This is a genomic window from Pseudomonas viridiflava (genome assembly GCF_003702045.1).
Lineage (GTDB): Bacteria > Pseudomonadota > Gammaproteobacteria > Pseudomonadales > Pseudomonadaceae > Aquipseudomonas > Aquipseudomonas viridiflava_C.
In genome coordinates, this window is sequence record NZ_RBTP01000069.1 from 289818 (window position 1) to 313589 (window position 23772).

At 57.8% G+C, this 23772-nt stretch carries 22 protein-coding genes and 1 pseudogene; 16 read left to right on the top strand and 7 right to left on the bottom strand.

The window, feature by feature from the left end; genetic code table 11:
* Positions 1-5 precede the first annotated feature (5 nt).
* The 15 genes and pseudogenes from ALP40_RS22085 to ALP40_RS22155 all read left to right on the top strand — a co-directional run bounded on the left by ALP40_RS22085 (position 6) and on the right by ALP40_RS22155 (position 14246).
* A complete protein-coding gene (locus ALP40_RS22085) occupies positions 6-797 on the top strand; it encodes a ParA family protein (protein WP_083184967.1) in 792 nt (263 codons plus the stop codon).
* Between the two features lie 9 nt (positions 798-806).
* Complete coding sequence (locus tag ALP40_RS22090) at positions 807-1679, top strand: ParB/RepB/Spo0J family partition protein (RefSeq protein ID WP_122210282.1); 873 nt, start codon at positions 807-809, stop codon at positions 1677-1679.
* Positions 1680-1825: 146 nt separating this feature from the next.
* Positions 1826-2233, top strand: a complete 408-nt coding sequence (locus ALP40_RS22095; RefSeq protein ID WP_004882442.1) for a F0F1 ATP synthase subunit I — start codon at positions 1826-1828, stop codon at positions 2231-2233.
* A gap of 16 nt (positions 2234-2249) precedes the next feature.
* Positions 2250-3119 (top strand): F0F1 ATP synthase subunit A, encoded by an 870-nt coding sequence (gene atpB / locus ALP40_RS22100; RefSeq protein ID WP_122210283.1) that lies wholly within the window; start codon positions 2250-2252, stop codon positions 3117-3119.
* Between the two features lie 139 nt (positions 3120-3258).
* On the top strand, positions 3259-3516 hold the full coding sequence (atpE, locus tag ALP40_RS22105; RefSeq protein ID WP_002555987.1) for a F0F1 ATP synthase subunit C: 258 nt from the start codon (positions 3259-3261) through the stop codon (positions 3514-3516).
* A 57-nt stretch (positions 3517-3573) separates the two neighbouring features.
* Positions 3574-4044: a F0F1 ATP synthase subunit B gene (locus tag ALP40_RS22110; protein ID WP_004882440.1), complete on the top strand. Its 471-nt coding sequence runs from the start codon at positions 3574-3576 to the stop codon at positions 4042-4044.
* A gap of 12 nt (positions 4045-4056) precedes the next feature.
* Entirely contained in the window at positions 4057-4593 is a 537-nt protein-coding gene (locus ALP40_RS22115; RefSeq protein ID WP_122210284.1) for a F0F1 ATP synthase subunit delta, read from the top strand.
* A gap of 21 nt (positions 4594-4614) precedes the next feature.
* A complete protein-coding gene (gene atpA, locus ALP40_RS22120) occupies positions 4615-6159 on the top strand; it encodes a F0F1 ATP synthase subunit alpha (protein WP_025996048.1) in 1545 nt (514 codons plus the stop codon).
* Between the two features lie 50 nt (positions 6160-6209).
* Entirely contained in the window at positions 6210-7070 is an 861-nt protein-coding gene (gene atpG / locus ALP40_RS22125) for a F0F1 ATP synthase subunit gamma (RefSeq protein WP_004882437.1), read from the top strand.
* A gap of 27 nt (positions 7071-7097) precedes the next feature.
* Entirely contained in the window at positions 7098-8477 is a 1380-nt protein-coding gene (atpD, locus tag ALP40_RS22130; protein WP_025996049.1) for a F0F1 ATP synthase subunit beta, read from the top strand.
* Between the two features lie 44 nt (positions 8478-8521).
* A complete protein-coding gene (locus ALP40_RS22135) occupies positions 8522-8947 on the top strand; it encodes a F0F1 ATP synthase subunit epsilon (RefSeq protein WP_004882435.1) in 426 nt (141 codons plus the stop codon).
* Positions 8948-9069: 122 nt separating this feature from the next.
* Positions 9070-10437: a bifunctional UDP-N-acetylglucosamine diphosphorylase/glucosamine-1-phosphate N-acetyltransferase GlmU gene (gene glmU / locus ALP40_RS22140; protein WP_122210285.1), complete on the top strand. Its 1368-nt coding sequence runs from the start codon at positions 9070-9072 to the stop codon at positions 10435-10437.
* A 335-nt stretch (positions 10438-10772) separates the two neighbouring features.
* The gene (locus ALP40_RS22145; protein ID WP_122210286.1) at positions 10773-11540 is read left to right on the top strand and encodes a DeoR/GlpR family DNA-binding transcription regulator; all 768 of its coding nucleotides are present in this window, start codon (positions 10773-10775) and stop codon (positions 11538-11540) included.
* Positions 11541-11549: 9 nt separating this feature from the next.
* Positions 11550-13385: a glutamine--fructose-6-phosphate transaminase (isomerizing) gene (gene glmS, locus ALP40_RS22150; RefSeq protein ID WP_122210287.1), complete on the top strand. Its 1836-nt coding sequence runs from the start codon at positions 11550-11552 to the stop codon at positions 13383-13385.
* A 237-nt stretch (positions 13386-13622) separates the two neighbouring features.
* Positions 13623-14246: pseudogene (locus ALP40_RS22155) on the top strand (glutathione S-transferase family protein).
* Between the two features lie 279 nt (positions 14247-14525).
* On the opposite strand, the gene ALP40_RS22160 reads toward ALP40_RS22155, so the two are convergent.
* On the bottom strand, positions 14526-14939 hold the full coding sequence (locus ALP40_RS22160; protein WP_122210288.1) for a VOC family protein: 414 nt from the start codon (positions 14937-14939) through the stop codon (positions 14526-14528).
* Between the two features lie 55 nt (positions 14940-14994).
* On the opposite strand from ALP40_RS22160, the gene ALP40_RS22165 reads away from it, so the two are divergent.
* On the top strand, positions 14995-15918 hold the full coding sequence (locus ALP40_RS22165) for a LysR family transcriptional regulator (protein WP_122210289.1): 924 nt from the start codon (positions 14995-14997) through the stop codon (positions 15916-15918).
* A 251-nt stretch (positions 15919-16169) separates the two neighbouring features.
* Here the strand turns inward: ALP40_RS22165 and ALP40_RS22170 are convergent, their stop codons facing one another.
* From ALP40_RS22170 to ALP40_RS22195, 6 genes are all read right to left on the bottom strand, one after another.
* Positions 16170-17210 (bottom strand): iron ABC transporter permease, encoded by a 1041-nt coding sequence (locus ALP40_RS22170; RefSeq protein WP_122210290.1) that lies wholly within the window; start codon positions 17208-17210, stop codon positions 16170-16172.
* On the bottom strand, positions 17207-18166 hold the full coding sequence (locus ALP40_RS22175) for an ABC transporter substrate-binding protein (protein WP_183136073.1): 960 nt from the start codon (positions 18164-18166) through the stop codon (positions 17207-17209). Before ALP40_RS22175 ends, ALP40_RS22170 begins: the two co-directional genes overlap by 4 nt.
* A gap of 1 nt (position 18167) precedes the next feature.
* Positions 18168-18947 (bottom strand): ABC transporter ATP-binding protein, encoded by a 780-nt coding sequence (locus ALP40_RS22180; RefSeq protein WP_122210291.1) that lies wholly within the window; start codon positions 18945-18947, stop codon positions 18168-18170.
* Positions 18947-21094 (bottom strand): TonB-dependent siderophore receptor, encoded by a 2148-nt coding sequence (locus ALP40_RS22185; RefSeq protein WP_259640740.1) that lies wholly within the window; start codon positions 21092-21094, stop codon positions 18947-18949. The genes ALP40_RS22180 and ALP40_RS22185 overlap by 1 nt, the downstream gene beginning before the upstream one ends.
* Positions 21095-21262: 168 nt before the next feature.
* Positions 21263-22207 carry a class I SAM-dependent methyltransferase gene (locus tag ALP40_RS22190; RefSeq protein ID WP_122210292.1) on the bottom strand — a complete coding sequence of 315 codons (945 nt, stop codon included), beginning with the start codon at positions 22205-22207 and terminating at the stop codon, positions 21263-21265.
* The gene (locus ALP40_RS22195; RefSeq protein ID WP_122210293.1) at positions 22204-23655 is read right to left on the bottom strand and encodes an iron-containing redox enzyme family protein; all 1452 of its coding nucleotides are present in this window, start codon (positions 23653-23655) and stop codon (positions 22204-22206) included. Before ALP40_RS22195 ends, ALP40_RS22190 begins: the two co-directional genes overlap by 4 nt.
* Positions 23656-23772 lie beyond the last annotated feature (117 nt).

The window sequence follows — 23772 nt, forward strand, 5'->3', positions numbered from 1 at the left end:
CGATAATGGCTAAGGTATTCGCGATAGCGAACCAGAAAGGTGGGGTAGGCAAGACCACCACATGTATCAACCTCGCCGCGTCACTGGTTGCTACCAAACGACGGGTGCTGTTGATCGATCTCGATCCCCAAGGCAATGCGACCATGGGGAGTGGTGTGGATAAACATAACCTCGAAAACTCCGTTTACGACCTGCTGATCGGGGAATGCGATCTGGCCGAGGCCATGCAGTTCTCCGAGCACGGCGGTTATCAACTGCTTCCGGCCAACCGCGACCTGACTGCAGGCGAAGTGGTGTTGCTGGAGATGCAGATGAAGGAGAGCCGTCTGCGCAATGCGCTGGCGCCCATCCGTGAAAACTACGATTACATCCTCATCGACTGCCCTCCATCGCTCTCGATGCTGACGCTGAACGCCCTGGTGGCGTCCGATGGCGTGATTATCCCCATGCAGTGCGAGTATTTCGCGCTCGAAGGTCTGAGTGACCTTGTGGATAACATCAAGCGGATCGGCGAACTGCTCAATCCGCAGTTGAAGATCGAAGGTCTGCTGCGCACGATGTACGACCCGCGCCTGAGTCTGATCAACGACGTCTCGGCGCAGCTCAAGGAACATTTTGGCGAGCAGCTATACGACACCGTGATCCCAAGGAACATCCGGCTGGCCGAGGCGCCGAGTTTTGGCATGCCGGTGCTGGCTTATGACAAGTCCTCCCGGGGAGCGCTGGCCTACCTGGCGCTCGCCAGTGAACTGGTCCGCCGTCAACGCCGCGGTGCTAAAACCGCTCAGCCAACCTAAGGAATTCCCATGGCCGTCAAGAAACGAGGTCTCGGACGTGGGTTGGACGCACTTCTGAGCAGTCCAACCGTCAGTTCGCTGGAAGAGCAGGCCATTAAGGCCCCTCAGCGTGAGTTGCAGCATGTGCCGCTGGACATGATTCAGCGTGGCAAGTACCAGCCAAGGCGCGACATGGACCCTCAGGCCCTCGAAGAACTGGCGCAATCCATCAAGTCCCAAGGCGTGATGCAGCCGATCGTGATCCGTCCGATCGGCGATAACCGGTTTGAGATCATCGCCGGTGAACGACGCTGGCGCGCTAGCCAGCAGGCAGGTGTCGAAACGATTCCGGCCATGGTTCGCGACGTGCCGGATGAAACCGCTATTGCGATGGCGCTGATCGAAAACATTCAGCGCGAAGACCTGAACCCCATCGAAGAAGCGATGGCGCTGCAGCGTTTGCAGCAGGAATTCCAGCTCACCCAGCAGCAGGTGGCCGATGCCGTCGGCAAGTCTCGGGTCAGCGTAGCCAACTTGTTACGGCTCATTGCGCTGCCTGAGGTCATCAAGACAATGCTGTCCCACGGCGACCTTGAGATGGGCCACGCACGCGCCCTGCTGGGTTTGCCGGAAGAGCGACAGGTCGAAGGGGCGCGACACGTTGTCGCACGAGGGCTCACTGTACGTCAGACAGAAGCACTGGTCAGACAATGGCTTAGCGGCAAGGAAACCCCTGCGGAACCGGCCAAGACCGATCCCGATATCAGTCGACTTGAACAGCGTCTGGCCGAGCGTTTAGGGTCTGCAGTCCAGATCCGGCATGGGCAGAAGGGAAAAGGGCAGTTAGTCATCCGTTACAACTCGCTTGACGAGTTGCAAGGTGTGCTCGCTCACATCCGCTGAAACAATTGCGCTGTAGCGTATAGTCGGAAATCACTACCTGACAGTTGAATAGGGACTTAACCGCCCCTATACTCTGCGCGCATTTTGTCGGCACAAATTATGCCAAGTTACAGATGATGGCGACCGACAGCCAAGGAGCCAATGCGATGGAATCACGCATGCCAGACCGCTTGCCGTTTCATCGCCTGGCGGTTTTTCCGGTTTTGCTGGCTCAATTGATCGTACTGCTGATAGCTGCGTTGGCGCTGTGGCAGTGGCGCGGAGTCGTAGCGGGATATTCGGGACTTTGCGGAGGCCTGATAGCCTGGCTGCCCAATTTATACTTTGCTCACAAGGCGTTTCGGTTTTCCGGAGCCCGAGCCGCTCAAGCCATCGTCCGGTCGTTTTACGCCGGCGAGGCGGGCAAACTTATTTTGACGGCAGTGCTTTTTGCACTGACGTTCGCAGGTGTGAAACCGCTGGCACCGCTGGCGGTTTTCGGGGTGTTCATGTTGATCCAGGTGGTCAACTGGTTCGCTCCCCTGCTTACGAGAACAAGACTTTCGAGACCTTAGGGCGTTTGAGGCAACCATGGCAGAGCAAACAGCTTCGGGCTATATCCAGCACCACTTGCAGAACCTGACATTCGGGCACCTGCCCAATGGCGAATGGGGCTTTGCCCACACCGCAGCAGAAGCCAAGGAAATGGGTTTCTGGGCTTTCCACGTCGATACTCTCGGCTGGTCGGTTGCGTTGGGTCTGATTTTCGTTCTGATCTTCCGCATGGCGGCCAAGAAGGCGACTTCCGGCCAGCCGGGCGCCCTGCAGAACTTCGTTGAAGTGCTGGTCGAGTTCGTCGACGGCAGTGTGAAAGACAGCTTCCACGGCCGTAGCGCGGTGATCGCGCCACTGGCCCTGACCATTTTCGTCTGGGTTTTCCTGATGAACGCCGTCGACCTTGTACCGGTTGACTGGATTCCTCAGCTGGCGATGATGATCTCCGGCGATGAGCACATTCCATTCCGTGCCGTTCCGACTACAGATCCGAACGCGACCCTGGGCATGGCCCTGTCCGTGTTCGCACTGATCATTTTCTACAGCATCAAGGTCAAGGGCATCGGCGGCTTCATCGGCGAACTGACCCTTCACCCGTTCGGCAGCAAGAATATTTTCGTTCAGGCACTGTTGATCCCGGTCAACTTCCTGCTGGAATTCGTGACCCTGGTGGCCAAACCGATTTCTCTGGCACTGCGTCTGTTCGGCAACATGTATGCTGGCGAGCTGGTATTCATCCTGATCGCCGTCATGTTCGGCAGCGGTCTGCTCTGGTTGAGCGGCCTGGGTATCGTTCTGCAATGGGCTTGGGCTGTGTTCCACATCCTGATCATCACCCTGCAAGCGTTCATCTTCATGATGCTGACCATCGTCTACCTGTCGATGGCTCACGAAGATAACCATTGAGATTCGCCTCCGGGCGTATCTGATGACCGTCTTGCCAGCCGCGAGACGGTGCCCGCAAGGGCTGATGTAACAAACGATTTTGCTTTACCGCTTTAATTAAAAAAACCTAACCAATACGACGTAAAAGTCGGGAGGAAAGATGGAAACTGTAGTTGGTCTAACCGCTATCGCTGTTGCACTGTTGATCGGCCTGGGCGCACTGGGTACTGCAATCGGTTTCGGCCTGTTGGGCGGCAAGTTCCTGGAAGGCGCAGCGCGTCAGCCGGAAATGGTTCCAATGCTGCAAGTTAAAATGTTCATCGTAGCGGGCCTGCTCGACGCCGTGACCATGATCGGTGTTGGTATCGCTCTGTTCTTCACCTTTGCGAACCCCTTCGTTGGTCAACTCGCTGGCTAATCACTCGAATTTTCGAGCTGATTGGTGTGATGGACAACGAACGAGCGAGGTGTTGGCGTGAACATTAATGCAACCCTGATTGGCCAGTCCGTTGCGTTCTTCATTTTTGTGCTGTTCTGCATGAAGTTCGTGTGGCCTCCGGTCATCGCGGCTTTGCACGAACGTCAGAAGAAGATCGCGGATGGACTGGACGCTGCTTCCCGAGCAGCTCGCGACCTGGAGCTGGCCCAAGACAAAGTGGGTCAGCAACTGCGCGAAGCTAAGGCTCAAGCAGCTGAAATCATTGAGCAAGCCAAGAAACGCGGTACTCAGATTGTCGACGAAGCCCGTGAACAGGCTCGCGTTGAAGCTGACCGTGTAAAGGCTCAGGCTCAGGCCGAGATCGAGCAGGAACTGAACGGTGTCAAAGACGCCTTGCGCGCCCAGTTGGGTAGCTTGGCAGTCAATGGCGCAGAGAAGATCCTGGGTGCCACAATCGATCAAAACGCGCACGCGGAGCTGGTTAACAAACTGGCTGCTGAAATTTAAGCGAGGGCGATCATGGCAGAACTGACCACGTTGGCCCGACCTTACGCTAAGGCGGCCTTCGAGCACGCGCAGGCCCACCAGCAACTGGCCAATTGGTCAGCCATGCTCGGCCTGGCTGCTGCGGTGTCGCAAGACGACACCATGCAGCGCATGCTCAAGGCCCCGCGACTGACGAGCGCACAAAAGGCCACCACTTTTATTGAAGTGTGTGGCGACAAGTTCGATGCCAAGGCACAGAATTTCATCCACGTCGTTGCTGAAAACGACCGTCTCCCGCTTCTGCCGGAGATCGCCGAACTGTTCGACCTGTACAAGGCCGAGCAGGAAAAATCGGTCGATGTGGATGTCACCAGTGCTTTCGCATTGAACCAAGAACAGCAAGACAAACTCGCCAAGGTTCTCAGTGCACGGCTCGGCCGGGAAGTGCGCCTGCATGCTGCGGAGGATGCCACCCTTATCGGTGGTGTCGTAATCCGCGCCGGCGACCTGGTTATCGATGGCTCAGTTCGCGGCAAAATCGCGAAACTAGCCGAAGCATTGAAATCTTGAGTTTGAAGGGGCAGCAGAGCAATGCAGCAACTCAATCCTTCCGAAATAAGTGAAATCATCAAGGGTCGCATCGAGAAGCTCGATGTCACCTCCCAAGCCCGTAACGAAGGCACAGTCGTCAGCGTGTCTGACGGTATCGTGCGGATTCACGGTCTGGCCGACGTAATGTACGGCGAGATGATCGAGTTTCCGGACGGCGTCTACGGTATGGCGCTGAACCTTGAGCAAGACTCCGTGGGTGCCGTTGTACTGGGCGCTTACACGACTCTGGCTGAAGGCATGAGCGCTAAATGCACTGGCCGCATCCTGGAGGTTCCGGTTGGTAAGGAACTGCTGGGCCGCGTAGTCGATGCATTGGGCAACCCAGTCGACGGCAAAGGTCCGCTGAACAACACCGAGACCGATGCGGTCGAGAAAGTTGCTCCAGGCGTGATCTGGCGTAAGTCGGTAGACCAGCCTGTACAGACTGGCTACAAGGCTGTCGATGCCATGATTCCAGTCGGCCGTGGCCAGCGTGAGCTGATCATCGGTGACCGTCAGATCGGTAAGACCGCTCTGGCCATCGACGCAATCATCAACCAGAAAGACAGCGGCATCTTCTGCGTCTACGTAGCCATCGGTCAGAAGCAATCGACCATTGCCAACGTTGTTCGCAAGCTCGAAGAAAACGGCGCACTGGCTAACACCATCGTCGTGGCTGCAAGTGCTTCCGAATCCGCTGCGCTGCAGTTCCTTGCACCGTACTCGGGTTGCACCATGGGTGAATTCTTCCGCGACCGCGGTGAAGACGCGCTGATCGTTTATGACGATCTGTCCAAGCAGGCAGTGGCTTACCGCCAGATTTCCCTGCTGCTGCGCCGTCCACCAGGCCGTGAAGCCTACCCAGGTGACGTGTTCTATCTCCACTCCCGTCTGCTGGAGCGCGCATCGCGTGTTTCCGAAGAGTACGTAGAGAAGTTCACCAATGGCGCAGTGACCGGCAAAACCGGTTCCCTGACCGCATTGCCGATCATCGAAACCCAGGCTGGCGACGTTTCCGCGTTCGTTCCGACCAACGTGATTTCCATCACCGACGGTCAGATCTTCCTGGAATCGGCCATGTTCAACTCTGGCATCCGTCCAGCTGTGAACGCCGGTGTTTCGGTATCTCGTGTGGGTGGTGCCGCTCAGACCAAGATCATCAAGAAGCTCTCCGGTGGTATCCGTACCGCTCTGGCTCAGTACCGTGAACTGGCGGCATTCGCCCAGTTCGCTTCTGACCTGGACGAAGCGACCCGTAAGCAACTTGAGCATGGTCAGCGCGTTACCGAGCTGATGAAGCAGAAGCAATACGCACCAATGTCGATCGCTGACATGGCGCTGTCGCTGTATGCCGCTGAGCGTGGGTTCCTGACCGACATCGAAATCGCCAAGATTGGCAGCTTTGAACAAGCGCTGATTGCTTACTTCAACCGCGATCACGCCGATTTGATGGCGAAGATCAACGTGAAGGGTGACTTCAATGACGAAATCGATTCTGGCATGAAAGCCGGCATCGAGAAGTTCAAGGCCACCCAAACCTGGTAAGCCGCAGCGGGGGCCGGAAGGCTCCCGCTTGCTAACCTGATAGGTGTTACATGGCAGGCGCAAAAGAGATTCGCAGCAAGATTGCGAGCATCAAAAGCACGCAAAAGATCACCAGCGCCATGGAAAAAGTGGCGGTCAGCAAAATGCGCAAGGCTCAAATGCGCATGGCTGCTAGCCGTCCTTACGCGGATCGTATCCGCCAGGTGATTGGTCATCTTGCCAACGCTAACCCGGAATATCGCCACCCGTTCATGATCGAGCGCGAAGTAAAGCGTGTCGGTTATGTCGTAGTGAGCAGTGACCGTGGTCTGTGCGGCGGCTTGAATACCAACCTGTTCAAGGCTTTGGTCAAGGACATGGCGGTAAACCGTGAAAACGGCGTAGAGATTGATCTGTGCGTGGTTGGCAGCAAAGGTGCGGCATTTTTCCGCAACTTCGGCGGTAACGTCGTCGCTGCAATCAGCCACCTGGGCGAAGAGCCGTCGATCAATGACTTGATCGGCAGCGTCAAGGTGATGCTGGATGCCTACCTGGATGGCCGTATTGATCGCCTGTCCGTGGTATCCAACAAGTTCATCAACACCATGACGCAACAGCCAACGGTGGAGCAGTTGATTCCGCTGGTGGCAACCCCGGATCAAGAACTCAAGCACCACTGGGACTATCTCTACGAACCCGATGCCAAAGAGCTGCTCGATGGCTTGATGGTTCGCTACGTTGAGTCGCAGGTGTACCAGGCGGTGGTCGAGAACAACGCAGCTGAACAAGCGGCGCGGATGATTGCAATGAAGAACGCCACCGACAACGCCGGTGATCTGATCAGCGATTTGCAGCTGATCTATAACAAGGCGCGTCAGGCAGCGATCACCCAAGAGATCTCGGAAATCGTCGGCGGCGCTGCCGCGGTTTAACGGTTCAAATATTAGAGGAACCAGCTAATGAGTAGCGGACGTATCGTTCAAATCATCGGCGCCGTGATCGACGTGGAATTTCCACGCGATAGCGTACCGAGTATCTACAACGCGCTGAAAGTACAGAGCGCGGCCGAAACCACCCTGGAAGTTCAGCAGCAGCTGGGCGACGGCGTGGTTCGTACCATTGCGATGGGCTCCACCGAGGGCTTGAAGCGTGGTCTGGAAGTAACAGACTCTGGCGCAGCCATCTCCGTACCGGTCGGTAAAGCGACGCTGGGCCGGATCATGGACGTACTGGGCAACCCGATTGACGAAGCTGGTCCGATCGCCACCGAAGAACGCTGGGGCATTCACCGTCCTGCGCCAACCTTCGCTGAGCAAGCGGGCGGCAACGATCTGCTGGAAACAGGCATCAAGGTTATCGACCTGGTTTGCCCGTTTGCCAAAGGCGGTAAAGTCGGTCTGTTCGGTGGTGCCGGTGTCGGCAAGACCGTAAACATGATGGAACTGATCCGTAACATCGCCATCGAGCACAGCGGTTATTCCGTGTTCGCCGGTGTGGGTGAGCGTACTCGTGAGGGTAACGACTTCTACCACGAGATGAAGGATTCCAACGTACTGGACAAGGTTGCTCTGGTCTACGGCCAGATGAACGAGCCGCCGGGTAACCGTCTGCGCGTAGCCCTGACCGGCCTGACCATGGCCGAGAAGTTCCGTGACGAAGGTAACGACGTTCTGCTGTTCGTCGACAACATCTACCGTTACACACTGGCCGGTACTGAAGTATCCGCACTGCTGGGCCGTATGCCTTCCGCAGTAGGTTACCAGCCGACCCTGGCTGAAGAGATGGGTACTCTGCAAGAGCGCATCACTTCGACCAAGAACGGTTCGATCACCTCGATCCAGGCGGTATACGTACCGGCGGATGACTTGACTGACCCGTCGCCAGCGACCACGTTTGCCCACTTGGACGCAACCGTCGTACTGTCCCGTGACATCGCCTCCCTGGGTATCTACCCTGCGGTCGATCCACTCGACTCGACTTCGCGCCAGCTGGACCCGAACGTTATCGGCCAGGAACACTACGACACCGCTCGCGGCGTTCAGTACGTGTTGCAGCGTTACAAAGAGCTGAAAGACATCATCGCGATCCTGGGTATGGACGAGCTGTCGGAGACCGACAAGCAGTTGGTTAACCGTGCTCGTAAGATCCAGCGCTTCCTGTCCCAGCCTTTCTTCGTGGCAGAAGTCTTCACCGGTGCTTCGGGTAAATACGTTTCCCTGAAAGACACCATTGCTGGCTTCAAAGGCATCCTCAACGGTGACTACGACCACCTGCCAGAACAAGCGTTCTACATGGTCGGCGGCATCGAAGAAGCGATCGAGAAAGCCAAGAAACTGTAATCCCGGCGCCCGGCAACGGGCGCTAATCAGGTTGAGGCAAGCAAATGGCTATGACAGTCCATTGCGACATCGTCAGCGCGGAAGGGGAAATCTTCTCCGGTCTGGTCGAGATGGTGATTGCGCACGGTAACCTGGGTGATATCGGTATCGCTCCAGGCCACGCGCCGCTGATCACTGATCTGAAGCCGGGCCCGATCCGCTTGATCAAGCAGGGTGGGGAAGCCGAGGTGTTCTACATCTCCGGTGGTTTCCTTGAGGTTCAGCCGAACATGGTCAAGGTGCTTGCCGATACTGTGCAACGTGCTGCCGACCTGGACGAAGCCTCTGCTCAAGCAGCCGTAAAGGCTGCCGAGAAGGCCCTGAACGAGAAAGGCGCAGACTTCGACTACGGATCTGCAACTGCTCGTCTGGCCGAGGCCGCAGCCCAGCTGCGTACCGTTCAGCAAATTCGCAAGAAGTTTGGCGGCTAACCCCGCTGCTTCATATGCGCGATTGAGAAAAAGGGTAGCCTCGGCTACCCTTTTTCTTTTTCAAAATACGCCCGTCCCCGGCCGCAGGCCTTGATTGCCGCGCCGCTCAGTTGGTAGTCCTCATGTCTCTCGATATCGTTATTCTTGCTGCTGGCCAAGGTACCCGGATGCGTTCGGCCCTGCCGAAAGTGCTTCACCCGGTCGCGGGCAACTCCATGCTCGGTCATGTTATCCACAGCGCACGTCAGTTATCCCCAGCTGGCATCCATGTGGTGATCGGTCATGGTGCCGATGTGGTGCGCGAACGCCTTGCAGCGGATGACCTTAATTTCGTCATGCAAGACAAGCAGCTGGGCACAGGCCATGCGGTGGCTCAGGCCACCCCGGCGTTGACGGCTGAAACCGTCCTGATCCTGTACGGCGACGTGCCGCTGATCGAAGTCGACACCCTGCAACGTCTTCTCAAGCTTGTTACCCCTGAGCAATTGGGTCTATTGACCGTCACCCTTGAAGACCCGACGGGCTACGGCCGCATCGTGCGTGACGCGCAAGGTCGTGTGTCCGCCATCGTCGAGCACAAGGACGCAACCGAAGCCCAGAAGGCGATCACTGAAGGCAATACCGGTATTCTCGCGGTTCCAGGTAAGCGTCTGGCCGAATGGCTGGGGCGCCTGTCCAATAACAACGCGCAAGGTGAGTATTACCTGACAGACGTGATTGCTATGGCCGTGAATGACGGTCTGGTGGTCGCCACTGAACAGCCGATCGACGCGATGGAAGTGCAGGGCGCCAATGACCGCAAGCAGCTCTCCGAGCTTGAGCGCCATTACCAGTTGCGCGAAGCCCGTCGTCTGATGGCTGTTGGCGTTACCCTGCGCGATCCGTTGCGTTTCGATGTTCGCGGACATGTGAGCGTCGGCCGTGATGTGCTTATCGACATCAACGTGGTGCTGGAAGGCAACGTCGTGATCGAAGACGACGTGATCATCGGCCCCAACTGCGTCATCAAGGACAGTACGCTGCGCAAAGGCGTTGTCGTGAAAGCCAACAGTCATATTGAAGGCGCGGTGCTGGGCGAGGGCAGCGATGCCGGTCCTTTCGCCCGTCTGCGTCCCGGCAGCGTGCTGGGTGCCAAGGCGCATGTGGGTAACTTTGTTGAGTTGAAGAATGCTGAGCTGGGTGAAGGCGCGAAGGTCGGTCACCTGACTTATTTGGGCGACGCTGAAGTGGGGGCACGCACCAACATTGGAGCTGGCACTATCACCTGCAACTACGATGGCGCCAACAAACACCGCACGGTGTTGGGCACTGACGTGTTCATTGGCTCCAACAACTCGCTGGTGGCACCTGTGGATATCTGCGATGGCGCGACCACCGCAGCCGGGTCGACCATCACCCAAACAGTTCCTGCGGAACAATTGGGCGTCGCTCGCGCACGCCAGCGCAATATCGACGGCTGGAAGCGTCCGGTGAAAATCAAGAAGGACTAGTTATCCACAGCCTGCCACATTCGGATCGTTCCTTACGCTTCGCGTGGTAACGCCGTTCCGGACGCCCAGCGTCGCATTTAGAGCGGACGCGGAGCGTCCTGAGCGGCGTTACCAAGCAGGGACAACGATCATTAACGTAACTTACTGAGTAAGCGTCATTTGTGGGAGGCGTCTTGCTGGCGATGGCGCCAGACAAGTCGCCTCCCATAATCCTCTATTTGTCCGCAATCCCTTTTACATGCCAGCCCACAGTGAACCCTTGTGACGCTTGACCAATCCTCCCAAATAGGTTTTGATTGCCTTCGTTATCTTTCGAATCGAAATTTAAGGTTTTCATGTCGAAGCGCAATACACCCCAACGTCGCCATAACATCCTTGCCTTGCTCAACGAGCAGGGCGAAGTCAGCGTGGACGATTTGGCAAAGCGCTTTGAAACTTCAGAAGTTACGATTCGAAAGGATTTGGCCGCACTCGAAACCAATGGCTTGCTACTGCGCCGCTACGGTGGTGCCGTCACGTTGCCGCATGAGCTGATCAGCGAAGGCACCCAACCCGTTTCAAAGTACAAACAAGCCATAGCTCGCGCTGCGGTCACCCGTATTCGCGAGCATGCCCGTATCATTGTGGACAGTGGCAGCACCACCGCAGCGCTTATCCCCGAACTGGGCGCGCAGCCCGGCTTGGTGGTGATGACTAACTCGCTGCACGTCGCACGCGCCCTGACCGATCTGGAGCATGAGCCCGTTCTGTTGATGACCGGCGGAACATGGGACCCGCACTCCGAATCCTTTCAGGGGCAGGTCGCTGAACAAGTGCTTCGTTCGTACGATTTCGATCAGTTGTTCATCGGTGCCGACGGCATCGATCTGATCCGTGGTACCACGACCTTCAACGAGTTACTGGGCCTGAGCCGCGTCATGGCTGAAGTTGCCCGTGAAGTCGTTGTCATGGTCGAAGCCGACAAGGTTGGCCGCAAGATCCCCAATCTGGAGCTGCCCTGGAGCAGTATCCATACCCTTATTACCGATGATCGTCTGCCCACCGAGGCGCGCGACCAGATACAGGCCCGCGGCATCAATCTGATTTGTGCCGCTGTCAGCTAGGAGAGAACCATGTGTGGAATCGTCGGCGCAGTCGCTGAACGTAATATCACGGCCATTTTGCTCGAAGGCCTGAAACGTCTTGAATACCGCGGCTATGACAGCGCAGGTGTGGCCGTTTTCAGCAACGAGGGCATTCTTGAGCGCCGTCGTCGTTCGGGCAAGGTCAGTGAACTTGAGCAGGCACTGGCAGGCGAGCCTCTGGTCGGCCGTCTTGGCATCGCCCACACCCGCTGGGCCACGCACGGTGCGCCCTGCGAGCGTAACGCCCACCCCCATTTCTCGGGCAACGAACTGGCCGTTGTTCACAACGGCATCATCGAGAACCACGAAGCCCTGCGTGAGGAGCTTAAAGCGCTGGGTTACGTGTTCTCGTCCGATACCGATACCGAAGTCATCGTTCACCTGTTGCACCACAAGCTCAAGGACACGCCGGATTTGGCTGTTGCCTTGAAAGCTGCGGTCAAAGAACTGCACGGTGCCTATGGTCTGGCGGTGATTAGCGCTGCCCAACCGGATCGTCTGCTGGCGGCACGCAGTGGCAGCCCGTTGGTAATCGGCATGGGCCTGGGCGAGAATTTCCTCGCGTCCGACCAGCTTGCATTGCGTCAGGTCACTGACCGTTTCATGTATCTGGAAGAAGGCGACATTGCCGAGATTCGCCGCGACAGCGTACAGATCTGGACCGTGGACGGTCTGCCGGTCGAGCGTGAAGTCGTGCAATACCACGAAGGGGCCGAAGCCGCTGACAAGGGCGCGTATCGCCATTTCATGCTCAAGGAAATTCACGAGCAGCCCAAGGTCGTGCAGCGCACGCTGGAAGGACGTCTGGGTCAGCAGCAAGTGCTGGTTCACGCATTCGGTCCACAGGCTGCCGAACTGTTCGCCAAGGTGCGCAACGTGCAAATCGTGGCGTGCGGCACCAGCTATCACGCCGGCATGGTCGCGCGTTACTGGCTCGAAGGTCTGGCCGGGATCCCTTGCCAGGTCGAAGTCGCCAGTGAATTCCGTTACCGCAAGGTCGTGGTTCAGCCTGACACCCTGTTCGTCTCCATCTCCCAGTCCGGCGAAACCGCCGACACCCTGGCCGCTCTGCGTAACGCCAAAGAATTGGGCTTTCTGGCCAGCCTTGCGATCTGCAACGTGGGCATCAGCTCGCTGGTGCGCGAATCCGACCTGACTCTGCTCACCCAGGCCGGACCGGAAATCGGCGTGGCCTCCACCAAGGCCTTCACCACCCAGTTGGTCGCCTTGCTGCTGCTGACCCTTTCATTGGGCCAGGTCAAAGGCTCGCTGGAAGAGGGCGTCGAAGCGCAACTGGTCGACGAACTGCGCCGCCTGCCCACCCGTCTGGGTGAAGCCTTGGCGATGGACACCACCGTCGAGAAAGTTGCTGAGCTGTTCGCCGAGAAACACCACACCCTATTCCTCGGACGCGGCGCGCAATTCCCGGTCGCGATGGAAGGCGCGCTCAAGCTCAAGGAGATCTCTTACATCCACGCCGAAGCCTACCCGGCCGGCGAACTCAAACACGGCCCGCTGGCGTTGGTCGACGCCGACATGCCGGTGGTCACCGTCGCGCCGAACAACGAACTGCTGGAAAAACTCAAATCCAACCTGCAGGAAGTCCGCGCGCGGGGCGGAGAACTGGTGGTGTTCGCCGACGAACAGGCCGGCATGAAAAACGGTGAAGGCACCCACGTTGTGGCAATGCCGCACATCATCGACGCCTTGGCCCCGATTCTGTACACCATTCCGCTGCAGCTGCTCTCTTACTACGTGGCGGTGCTGAAAGGCACGGATGTGGACCAGCCGCGGAATCTGGCTAAGTCGGTAACGGTGGAATAGTTATCCACAGGGCGGGATATAAATAATTTTTGAGAGTTAAAACTGTCGCAGGTTTCTCCAAAAAAGATGCCCGCCCGTCACTTAAGCAGTCCTCTGTATTTTTCAAGATCCGTTCGCTTATCAGAGGGCTTGAAAATAACCGATTCTTATGTGTGCCGCAGACTTCATTTGATTAAGGTCTGCGCCACTCATAATGGAAGTCGTTTAATCCGTGCCCAGCGATTGTAAGGAGATGGAATGCTACGGATATTGGGCAAGGCCTCATCAATCAATGTTCGAAAAGTGCTCTGGACCTGCGCAGAACTGGAAGTCCCGTTCGAACAGCAGGACTGGGGCTCTGGTTTCAGGGAAACAAACACGTCTGAATTCAAGGCATTGAATCCCAATTCGATGGTTCCAGTCATTGAGGACGATGGCTTCGTTCTGTGGGAGTCGAACACGATCATCAGGTACTTGGCGAACCGTAGCGGCGCCCTGCATCTTTACCCGGCAGAGGCAATTGCTCGAGCCCGGGTAGATCAATGGATTGACTGGCAAGCCACTGACCTCAACAAATCCTGGGGCTACGCCTTTATGTCGCTGGTCAGGCACTGCCCGTCCCATCAAGATCATGAGGCGCTTGCTGCCGGATGTAGTGAATGGACCAGGCACATGGCGATCTTGGATCGACAACTCGATGCCACCGGTGCGTATGTAGGCGGTAGCGAGTTTTCGCTGGCAGACATTCCGATAGGTCTGTGAGTAAATCGCTGGTTTGAAACCCCGCTGACTCATTCGCAATTCCCGGCAGTAGATGCCTATTACAAACGACTGAGCGAGCGTTCCGGCTACCGCCTGCATGGCCGAAACGGTACGCCGTGATTCCTATGCCTGTGCCCTTGAATATTGATTCAATCGTGGAGCCAGATCTCGTTGCTTGCCACTAAGAAGGCACGCGTTCTTCGGGCAAACACACGATCAGCTTAATGGGTGCGGCAGTTGCCTGCTCTAGCGTTGCATCCAGTGACGTTCAAAGAAGCATACAAAGCCCATAAACACTCATGATGGGTGCTACTCGATAGTTCGACTTCTCTACATCCAACAGCCGGATTTCGGGGGTTGAAATTGCCGGGCAGGGAATTCCGGATAGCAGAATTATGATCAATAGATCGCCCAGCACCCCGGCGTCAGAAGTTCGATCAGGTTTTTATCAGGATCGCGAAAGTAAATGCTAGACCCGCCCTTTGGCCATTCCGTGCGGCCTTCGATGCAGACGCCAGCCTGCTCAAGGCGCTCGACCCAGGCGTCCATCTCCTTGGCGTCGATGGCGAAGCATACGTGTATATGTCCATGCGCGTCGTGAGGCGGGATTTCTCCACCAGTCAGGTGCCTGGTTTCCAGCGAAGCGCCGCGCTTGAACAGCAGCAGCGTATTCAGGCCTCCTACGTTCAATGCGACCAGCACATCGCTTTCCAGCATGACCTCAAGGTCGAGTGTCTTGTAGTAAAAGTTTTTGGCCTCTGTAAGATCCTGCACATAGAGCGCTGTCTCAATGATCCTGTTGAGTCGTGGCATAGGCTGCTCTCCTTTTTTCGAAACAAAGAAACCCTTTAGGGTTAGAAGGCCATGGATGGTGAGCGTCTCGCTGCGCAACATCGATTTGAATTTGCTGGTGGTGCTGGACGCCCTGCTGACCGAAAAGCACGTGACCCGAACCGGGGAGCGTTTGCACTTGAGCCAGCCTGCAGTCAGTCACTCGTTGAGTAAGCTGCGCAGCTTGCTCGACGATCCGATCCTGATTCGAAAAGGCAAAGAGGTGCACCTGAGTGCGCTCGCCCGCTCTATCCAGATGCCTGTGAAAGACGTGCTGAGCCGAATCGAAATCCTGTTCGGCAACTCCATTGCTTTCGATCCCGCCAGTTCGCAACGGACCTTCAATCTGGCGATGTCCGACTACGGGGCGGCCATCGTGTTGCCTGGATTGCTGATGCGCTTGAGAGAGCAGGCACCCAATATCACGGTGGTCGTCACCCCAGGCAGCCGTTCCCTCATGCTCGAAGAGGTCGCGCAGGGATCGATCGATCTTGCACTGGGTGTTTTCCCCAACCTGCCTGCCGACATTAATCAGGCCATGTTGTTCGAGGAAACCTTTTCGTGCCTGCTTGACCGCAACACGCTGCCCGCCAATGGCGTGCTCGACCTGGAGAGTTATCTGCTGCGTCCTCACATTTCCGTGTCCATAGACGGCAGCATCGGCGAGATCGACAATCTGCTGCGAGTTCAAGGTTTGCATCGGCGCATCGCGGTCAGCGTGCCGCACTGGCGAACCGCCCCCCGGATGATCAGTCAGACGGACCTCATTCTGACCATCGCCACGCGTGCGCTGGATGAGACCGAAATTGACGAAACGCTCGTCAAACTCAGACCGCCATTGGCGATACCGCCGTTTCCTTTCGTGCAGATCTGGCACCCTCGCTTCAACGAGGACCCTGCTCATAAATGGTTACGCGGGCAGGTTGAACAGGTGGCGCTTCATCGCGAGCCCTCTGCCTGAGCCGGACTTAACCGGCTGGCGCACAGCGATGACTGAGCTGTAGAGCCGACAGAGATTTAGAGCAAAAGCAGTCACTACGCTTATCAGTCAGGTCCCTCTTTTTTTCAGTGTCACTCAGCCGCAAGGGTACTGACCAATTCCTGTTTCTGATGCGTGGTATTCGTCATGCTTATGAAATAGCGACTTTGACGCGGCACGCCAAAGGAAGGCGTGAAGTATGGGCAGGTTTTGTATTACTCCTCTGCCACTCTTCACCCCCGCCTCATCATAAAAATAAAAAACAGCCCTCCCAACAACGCCGTCGATATCCCGATGGGCAAATCTTCAGGCGCGATCAGCGTGCGCGACACGACATCCACCCACACCATCAACAGCGCCCCCAATAGCGCCGAAACCGGCAGGAGCCGTCGATGTTCCGAGCCCACCAGGCGTCGGGCAATATGCGGGACCATCAGGCCGACGAAGCCGATGGAGCCGCACAGGGCGACGAGTACGCCGGTCATCAGTGAGGCGATCAGGAAGACCAACAGGCGGACGTTGCGCACTTGCAGGCCCAGGCTCACGGCGGTCTGATCGCCGGCCATCAGGGCGTTCAAGGCACGGCCGAGTCCTTGCAGCAGAATCCAGCCTGCCAGTACGGTCACGAGGGGAACCGTCAACAGTTCCCAGCGCGCCAGGCCGAGGCCGCCCAGCATCCAGAACAGCACGGACGAACTGGCTCGGTGGTCGCCCAGAAACAGCAGCAGGTTGGCGATGGCCATCATCACGAATGACACGGCGACACCGCTTAACAGCAGGCGTTGGCTGTCGAGGCGGCCATTGCGGCTGGACAGCCACAGCACCAGGACCAGGCTGGCCAGCGAGCCTGCGAATGCGGCCAGTGGCAAGGTCAGGATGCCGATGATTTCGCCGACGTGCATGACCACCATCACGGCGCCGAGCGTGGCGCCCGAGGTGGCTCCCAGTAGATGGGGATCGGCCAGCGGGTTGCGGGTGACGGCTTGCAGCACGCAGCCGATGAGTGCCAGACCCGCGCCCGCCAGAGCGCCCAGCACTACACGCGGTGTACGTATCAGCCAGACGATGGTTTCCTGCCCCACCGTCCATAGGTGCGGCGCATCACCGAGGCCCGCGAGTTTGAACGTCAGGATGTCCGTGACCTGTTGCAATGGCACAGCGGCTGCGCCGAACGAGACAGACACCAGGCACGACATCAGTAACAAGACCGTCAGCGCGATCAGCAAACCGGTGTAGCGGCTCCGCCGTTCCGTCAGCCACTGCGACAGGGTCATCGCGTCACGCCATGAAAGGCCTTCGCCAGCGTCTCGATGGCTGTGACGTTGTCCAGTCCTGGCGTTACGGCAACGTATGGCAGTACGACGTAACGTTTGTGACGCACCGCATCGATGGATTGCAGGGCAGGATCGTTTTCCAGAAAGTGCTGCTTCTGGGCCGCGCTGACCTCGCCGTAATCGACGATCACGATGATCTCGGGATTGCTTTGCACCACCGATTCCCAGTTCACATGGGTCCAACTGGCGGCCACATCGCCCATCACATTGCGTCCGCCTGCTGCGCTGATCAGTGCTTGTGGAATGGCCAGGCGCCCGGCAGTCATGGGGCGGTCTTCGCCGCTGTCGTACAGGAACACTCGGGGAGACGGTGTGCCTGTCGCTTGCTGGCGAACCAGGTTAACCCGGCGCTGCATGTCGGCCACCAACGCGTGTGCGCGGTCCTGCACGTCGAATATGCGGCCCAGATTGAGCAGGTCGTTGTAGACATCGTCCAGCGTCGCTTCGGCGCGAGGCATGATCTGGGCGCAGGATTCGGTCAACTCATAGGTCTGAATGCCCAGCGTTGCCAGGCTTTGCGGCGTGACGTCACCGCCGACCCGCATGCCATAGTTCCAGCCGGCGAAATAGAAGTCGGCGTTGGCGTTGAGCAGGTTTTCCACCGACGGGTATTTGCTGGCCAGTTCGGGCAGTGCCCCCAAGTCGCGCAACAGGGCGGGATCAGGCTTGTTCCATCCGGTGATGCCGCTGTAGCCGACCATGTGCGATTGCAGGCCCAAGGCGACCATCATCTGGGTGAGGTTGACGTCGTTGCTGACGGCACGTTGAGGCGCAGCGTTGAATGTCACCGAACGGTCGCAGCTCTGCACGGTGACCGGGTAAGCCGTGGCTTGGGCTTGCACCATCGAGCTGGTCAGTAAGGCGGTCAGGGTCAGCCAAGTGAACAGAGGCTTCATTTCAGGGAATCCAGGTGATGCGTGGGTAATCACGCAGAGGATGACAATCGACCAGCGCGTTGGCACCGAACACGCTGAGCAGCAGGTCTGGGGTCAGCACGTCCCAGGGTGTGCCTTGGGCAACAAGCCGGCCGTGATGCACGACGTACAGCCGGTCACAGAACGCCGACGCCAGGTTCAGGTCATGAATGCTGGCCAGCGTTGCTACGCCGAGCTGTTTGACCAGCCCCAGCAGTTCAAGCTGATGACGCGGGTCGAGGTGGTTGGTTGGCTCGTCCAGCACCATCAATTGCGGCTCCTGGACCAACGCCCGCGCCAGCAGGCAACGCTGTTTTTCACCGCCGGAGAGGGTGTCGAAGCGGTGCTGTTCGTAGCCTTCAAGCCCGACCGCTTTCAGCGCACGCTGTACGATGGCGCGGTCGTGGGGGCTGTCTGCCGCGAAAAAGCCCTGATGAGGCGCACGACCCATAGCGGTGACATCCAGCAACGTCAGGCCGAACGCATCGGGAAACTCCTGAGCGACCACGGCGACATGCTGTGCGCACCAGCGCGGGCTGCGGCTCCAGAGGTCATGGTCGGTCAGCGTAACCTTGCCGCTGTGCGGACGGCTGTAGCGGAATGCGCAGCGCAGCAGGCTGGTCTTGCCGCTTCCGTTGGGGCCGATCAAACCCACGAATTCGCCTGCGGCGATGTGCAGATCAATGTCCTTGAGGGCGAAATGCTCGTGGTCGCAAACCGAGGCCTGCTCCGGGGCCCATGCCAGTTTTTCCAGTGCGAGCATCAGAAGCTCAGGTCCGCGGTGACGTACAACGAACGCGGCTCCCCGAGAATCCACTGCTGGCCTTCGTTGTACTGACTGGCCGCATACAGACGGTCGAACAGATTGCGCACTTGCAGGCCTAGCGTGGTATTGCGCAGCGCTTTCCACGAGAGGCTGGCATCGGCCACGGTATAGGCGGGTATTTCACGGGTGTTGGCGAGATCGGCATAACGGCTGTCGACATAGCGCAGCCCGCCGCCAACCTGCAGGGTGTTTCCTATTTGTTTGTCGAGCCAGAGGTTGGCGGTGCGCTTCGGCACATCGACCGGCGTATTGCCATCGCGCGACACGGCTACGCCCGAAACGCTCTGATTGAATTGATCGTAGTGGGCGCGCACGAATGCCGCGTTGGCGGTCAGTGCCCAGTCCTGCGGCAGTTGTAGCTTCAGGCTCGCTTCCAGTCCGTTGGAAGACTGCTGTCCGACCTGTTGGGTGAGGTCAGGATTGCCGGCATCGGTGGTGAGCAGCTTCTTCTTGACGATGTGGTAGGCGGCCAGCGTCCATTCCAGACGCTCATCCCACAGCGCCTGTTTGAAGCCGATTTCCGATTGCCGAGCGGTGGCCAGATCGAATTGCTGCTGGCCCGGATTGAGCGAAATCAGACTGCCGACGCCGTCGGTGCTGGTCGAGTATTGCGCGTAAGTCGAACTGTTCGGGGTCAGTGCGTAAACCAGTCCGACTTTCCAGTTATTGCCTATCAGGTCTTTTTCGGTTCGGCTGTCGTCACGCAAGGCGTTGCGCTCAATGTTCACGTAGTCACGCCGCATGCCGGTGATGATCGATAACTGATCGGTCAGCAGGGTGCGGTTTTCGCCGAAGACCGACAGTTGCCGCGTCGTGCTTTTGAACAGTTCAGAGTAGGGCGACGCACTTTGGAAACGACCGGGGGCCGGGTTTTCGATATCAATCGGATCGCCAGCCGGATTCACGTCATCATAAGGCGAATTGTTGGTCAGCTTGAAGCGGATGCGGTTGACGTCCATGCCCAGCACGCTCTGACTTTCAAGGCCAGCCAGACTGTGCTTGAAGGTGAAGGTCTGACGATCGCCTACCTGTTCCTGATTGTGTTTGATGCTGAAGTAGCCGCTGCGCGACAGTTGCTGCGTGGCTGCATCCCAATTGTAGTTTTCCGCGTTCTGCCAGCGTCGGTGCGATGTCAGGTAATACAGCTCGTTGGATGACGTCACCTGATCGGAGATCTGCCAGTCGGTGGTCAGCCGCGTCCACTGATCGTCGTAGCGTTGTACATCATTCTGAATGTTGTAGTTCTTATCCCGCAGGCCCTCGTGGTAACGGCCATCAATTATCGGCACGCCGAAGTAATTCATCGGGCGCTGTTTGCCGCCGTCGTGGGCGAGGGTGTAGGACAGATTGTCACTGGCCTGCCAGCGCAATGCGCCACTGAAGAAGGTGCTGGCCGAATCTCCGCGATCTACCCAGCCGTTGCTGTCGAGCCGATTGAGGTTCAGGCGGTAGCTCAGCTGATCGGATAACGAGCCGCCGCTGTCGAGTGCTGCCTGACGGCTGTCGTAAGAGCCATAACCCAGACGAAGATGGTTCTGGATATCGCCTTCAAAGGGCTTCTTGGGGATGACATTGACCACCGCGCCTGTCGCGCCTTCACCATAAAGCACCGACGCTGGGCCGCGTAGCACTTCAATGCGCTCGATAGCCCAGGTATCGACCGGCATCGTGACGGTGCCCATGGCGCTGTACATACGGCTGCCGTCATACAACTGCATCACCGATCCCTGCCCGGTAAAACCGCGAGCAGACAATGCAGTGCCTCCGTCGCCTGGTGTGCCGATTGCCGTGATGCCTGTGCTGCGTGCCACGGCTCGCTGCACATTGGCGTCACCCCGGTTGCGCACGTCATCGCCGCTTATCGAACTTGTACTTGCAGGGGTCTGCAAAGCTGTCAATGGCAAGCGTGATCCTGCGCCGGTCAAAGCGTCTAGCGTCTCACCTTCCTGTGGGCTGGAGGGGGATCTGATCATGGACGGCGCGAGTTCTATCTGTTGCGCAGCGTGAGCACAAGCGGCGCTACCACCCGCCAACAGACACAAGGTGGTGACGGTGCAACGGGAGCGTGAAGAGGGGCGAATCATGGGCGTGGGGTCGCTCGGAAACTACGGCTGAGGGTTTAAAGTGTTATAACATAACACTTGAGGGTCCTCATTCCATGCTTTTCGATGCGTCAAAAGCACAATGCCCGAACATGAGTTCGGGCATTGTGCAGAGATTCAGCTTTTTTGCGGTTGTGGATAAGTCGCGCTTCACGTACGCCGCGTCACCACCAGTTCCACTGCGGCAATCCGCTCGGCATCTTCATAGCCCTCTTCAAGCAGCTCTTCTCCAAAGACATCCGGGTCCAGTTCGCGGTAGGTCCAGGCCAGTTCGGCGTGATCGATCACCTCTTTGACGGCTTCAAAAAACGGGTCCCGCTCGCCCGTCATGGCGACACCGGTATAGAGCAGCAGAGAGCCGCCCGGCGTGAGGCGATCCACGGATTCGCGCACGATACGTACCGAAAGGTCAGCGCCCAGCGAATCACCGCCGTGTCGATAAGCGCGCTTCTGGGTATCTTTCATGTACGGCGGGTTGGCCACGATCAGGTCGAAACTGTCGGTCAGGCCAGTGAGAATGTCGCTCTGGCTGCACGTCAGGTTTTCAAGCCCGGCAACATCGGCGTTGATCTGGGCGAAGTGCAGCGCCTTGGGATTGATATCCACCGCATGAACCTGCGCCTCGCGACGGGCATGAGCGATGAGCAGCCCACCGGCACCGGCGCCACAGCCGATGTCCACGGCCCGTTTGATCGGGTGCGATGTGCTTTGCAGATGACGGCTGATGGACTGGGCGAACCGGTACGTGTCAGGCCCGAAAAATACCGAGTCTTCATCGTGGGTCGGGTAGGCCGAATGCACCAGCAGCAGGTCATTGAGGCTTGAAAACCGGACTTTGCTTTTCAGTCCATCCTCGCTTCGCTGCACAATGCCAGCCTCCAGCAGACCTTGCGCCTCTGAAACCGGCAACATGGATTCGGGGATGATCCGACTCCAGCCAAACACGTCACGCAGCGATAACGCCGTACGGTTTTCCGGGCGTTCGTTGACGCGCTGGTGGGTCAACGGCGTCGGTGTGATGAATCGATAACCTCCGTTTTTCAGCCGCTGAGCGAGGGCAATCAGTGCCGTTCTGTCGGGCAGCGTCGGGTTCATGCTTGAACTCCAGTCATACGCTCGGCCATGTGCGAAACGAACAGGCGAGTGGCATAGAGCCCCGCATTGCTGGCGTGCCGCGCAGGCGACATGCTTTCGATCAGCGTGGGCATTTTCTCTGTCGCAGCAACCGATTCGAGTTTCACATGCAGTTCGCGCACATCCGGATCGGCATCTGCCGCAGCCGGAGACGCGGGTGCTGGAGCGGCCAGACCTGCGCCTGAGACATTGCGGAACCGTGAGCGAAACGCTTCCGGCAAACGCTTGCCGTTGGTCGGTTGAGCGCTGCCATCGGCCAGCCAGTCACCGGCGATCCAGTCGTGCACCAGTTGTTTCTCATAGCCGTTGAACACACCAAACATAGGCGCGCCCACGCCTTCGAACAGTTGCCAGAACCGACTGTGAATCGGGTCCTCATGGCGCTTGATCCAGCCCCGGTTTTCCAGAACGCTGAGAAATTCCGGGATCTGGTCGGGCTTGGCGAGCCATTCATTGACGGTCTTGCCGTCCAGGCGGCAGTAGTCGGAATGCATGTGCTGACCGAAGGTGCGTTTGCGCTCAAGCATGGCGATCACTTCCTGTTCCAGATCGAACGACTGGATGACTGCCGATGAACCGATGCCCAGTTCGTTCAGCTTGTAGCCGCTGGCGACACGGCGGTAAAACGCGTCACGCTCCTGACCCACTGGCAGCAACGCCATGACGCTCTGCGCGGCTTTACGGGCATGGCCCGTGCTGGCGTTATCGATAGTGACGTGCAAGGTGAAGTAATAAGGATCGATGCCCAGCTCGTTCAGCTCGAACGAGGTAATGAGCAAGTGCAGGGGCAGTTGTTCGTAGCCCAGGTTGTAACCGATCACCTCCGGCAGAAACTCATCGCTCAACTGCCCCAGCGACAACTGAATGGCGCCTTGCAGATACGCTTCATCCTGCAGCGGCGCGGTCGTGTCGCAATCCAGGTCGGCCAGCAGCTTGCGGTACAGCGATACATGGTTCTGTGCCTGTTCGCCGTCGCCCAGCTCTTCAAGGTAGGTGCGGATCAGCCCATGAAAGCGGTAATCGGCCCAATGGGACAGCAACCCATATAGCCAGGCACCGTCGACCAGTTTTGTAGGCGCCACCTGTTGGATGAAGTACATCGCATGGGCTTTGTTCTTGAAGAAGCGTCGTGGCTGACCTGCGCGGCGTTGTTCCAGGTACAGCGCGTATTGATCGGCGACCTGGGCGACATTCTGCTCGATCCAGCGCTCCAGCGCCTCAGGCTGCTGCGGAAGGTCACAAGACTCTCGGTCAGCCAATGCCAGGCAACGCTCCAGAAAGGCGGCCGCTTCGTTTTGCTGGTCTGCATTGCCTTCGGACATCAAGGATTGATAGACAGCCTTGGATTCTTCTTCCACTACAGTTGGTTTGACAACAGTGGTGCCTGTCATCAGTTGAAGAGACGTCATAAAAATCTTACCTCGGCAGTTGAGAGTCGCGAGAGAAGCGGTCGCACGAGACTTTCTGTTGTTCTATGGAAAAAAGAACACTTCCCGCTTGGGAAATTCAGCAAAATTTGCCGAGGA

Excerpts from the sequence above, each read along its gene's own strand:
- ALP40_RS22085 (WP_083184967.1), top strand. The coding sequence starts at position 6 with ATGGCTAAGGTATTCGCGATAGCGAACCAGAAAGGTGGGGTAGGCAAG.
- ALP40_RS22090 (WP_122210282.1), top strand. The coding sequence starts at position 807 with ATGGCCGTCAAGAAACGAGGTCTCGGACGTGGGTTGGACGCACTTCTG.
- ALP40_RS22095 (WP_004882442.1), top strand. The coding sequence starts at position 1,826 with ATGGAATCACGCATGCCAGACCGCTTGCCGTTTCATCGCCTGGCGGTT.
- atpB (WP_122210283.1), top strand. The coding sequence starts at position 2,250 with ATGGCAGAGCAAACAGCTTCGGGCTATATCCAGCACCACTTGCAGAAC.
- atpE (WP_002555987.1), top strand. The coding sequence starts at position 3,259 with ATGGAAACTGTAGTTGGTCTAACCGCTATCGCTGTTGCACTGTTGATC.
- ALP40_RS22115 (WP_122210284.1), top strand. The coding sequence starts at position 4,057 with ATGGCAGAACTGACCACGTTGGCCCGACCTTACGCTAAGGCGGCCTTC.
- atpA (WP_025996048.1), top strand. The coding sequence starts at position 4,615 with ATGCAGCAACTCAATCCTTCCGAAATAAGTGAAATCATCAAGGGTCGC.
- atpG (WP_004882437.1), top strand. The coding sequence starts at position 6,210 with ATGGCAGGCGCAAAAGAGATTCGCAGCAAGATTGCGAGCATCAAAAGC.
- atpD (WP_025996049.1), top strand. The coding sequence starts at position 7,098 with ATGAGTAGCGGACGTATCGTTCAAATCATCGGCGCCGTGATCGACGTG.
- ALP40_RS22135 (WP_004882435.1), top strand. The coding sequence starts at position 8,522 with ATGGCTATGACAGTCCATTGCGACATCGTCAGCGCGGAAGGGGAAATC.
- glmU (WP_122210285.1), top strand. The coding sequence starts at position 9,070 with ATGTCTCTCGATATCGTTATTCTTGCTGCTGGCCAAGGTACCCGGATG.
- ALP40_RS22145 (WP_122210286.1), top strand. The coding sequence starts at position 10,773 with ATGTCGAAGCGCAATACACCCCAACGTCGCCATAACATCCTTGCCTTG.
- glmS (WP_122210287.1), top strand. The coding sequence starts at position 11,550 with ATGTGTGGAATCGTCGGCGCAGTCGCTGAACGTAATATCACGGCCATT.
- ALP40_RS22160 (WP_122210288.1), bottom strand. The coding sequence starts at position 14,939 with ATGCCACGACTCAACAGGATCATTGAGACAGCGCTCTATGTGCAGGAT.
- ALP40_RS22165 (WP_122210289.1), top strand. The coding sequence starts at position 14,995 with ATGGTGAGCGTCTCGCTGCGCAACATCGATTTGAATTTGCTGGTGGTG.
- ALP40_RS22170 (WP_122210290.1), bottom strand. The coding sequence starts at position 17,210 with ATGACCCTGTCGCAGTGGCTGACGGAACGGCGGAGCCGCTACACCGGT.
- ALP40_RS22175 (WP_183136073.1), bottom strand. The coding sequence starts at position 18,166 with ATGAAGCCTCTGTTCACTTGGCTGACCCTGACCGCCTTACTGACCAGC.
- ALP40_RS22180 (WP_122210291.1), bottom strand. The coding sequence starts at position 18,947 with ATGCTCGCACTGGAAAAACTGGCATGGGCCCCGGAGCAGGCCTCGGTT.
- ALP40_RS22185 (WP_259640740.1), bottom strand. The coding sequence starts at position 21,094 with ATGATTCGCCCCTCTTCACGCTCCCGTTGCACCGTCACCACCTTGTGT.
- ALP40_RS22190 (WP_122210292.1), bottom strand. The coding sequence starts at position 22,207 with ATGAACCCGACGCTGCCCGACAGAACGGCACTGATTGCCCTCGCTCAG.
- ALP40_RS22195 (WP_122210293.1), bottom strand. The coding sequence starts at position 23,655 with ATGACGTCTCTTCAACTGATGACAGGCACCACTGTTGTCAAACCAACT.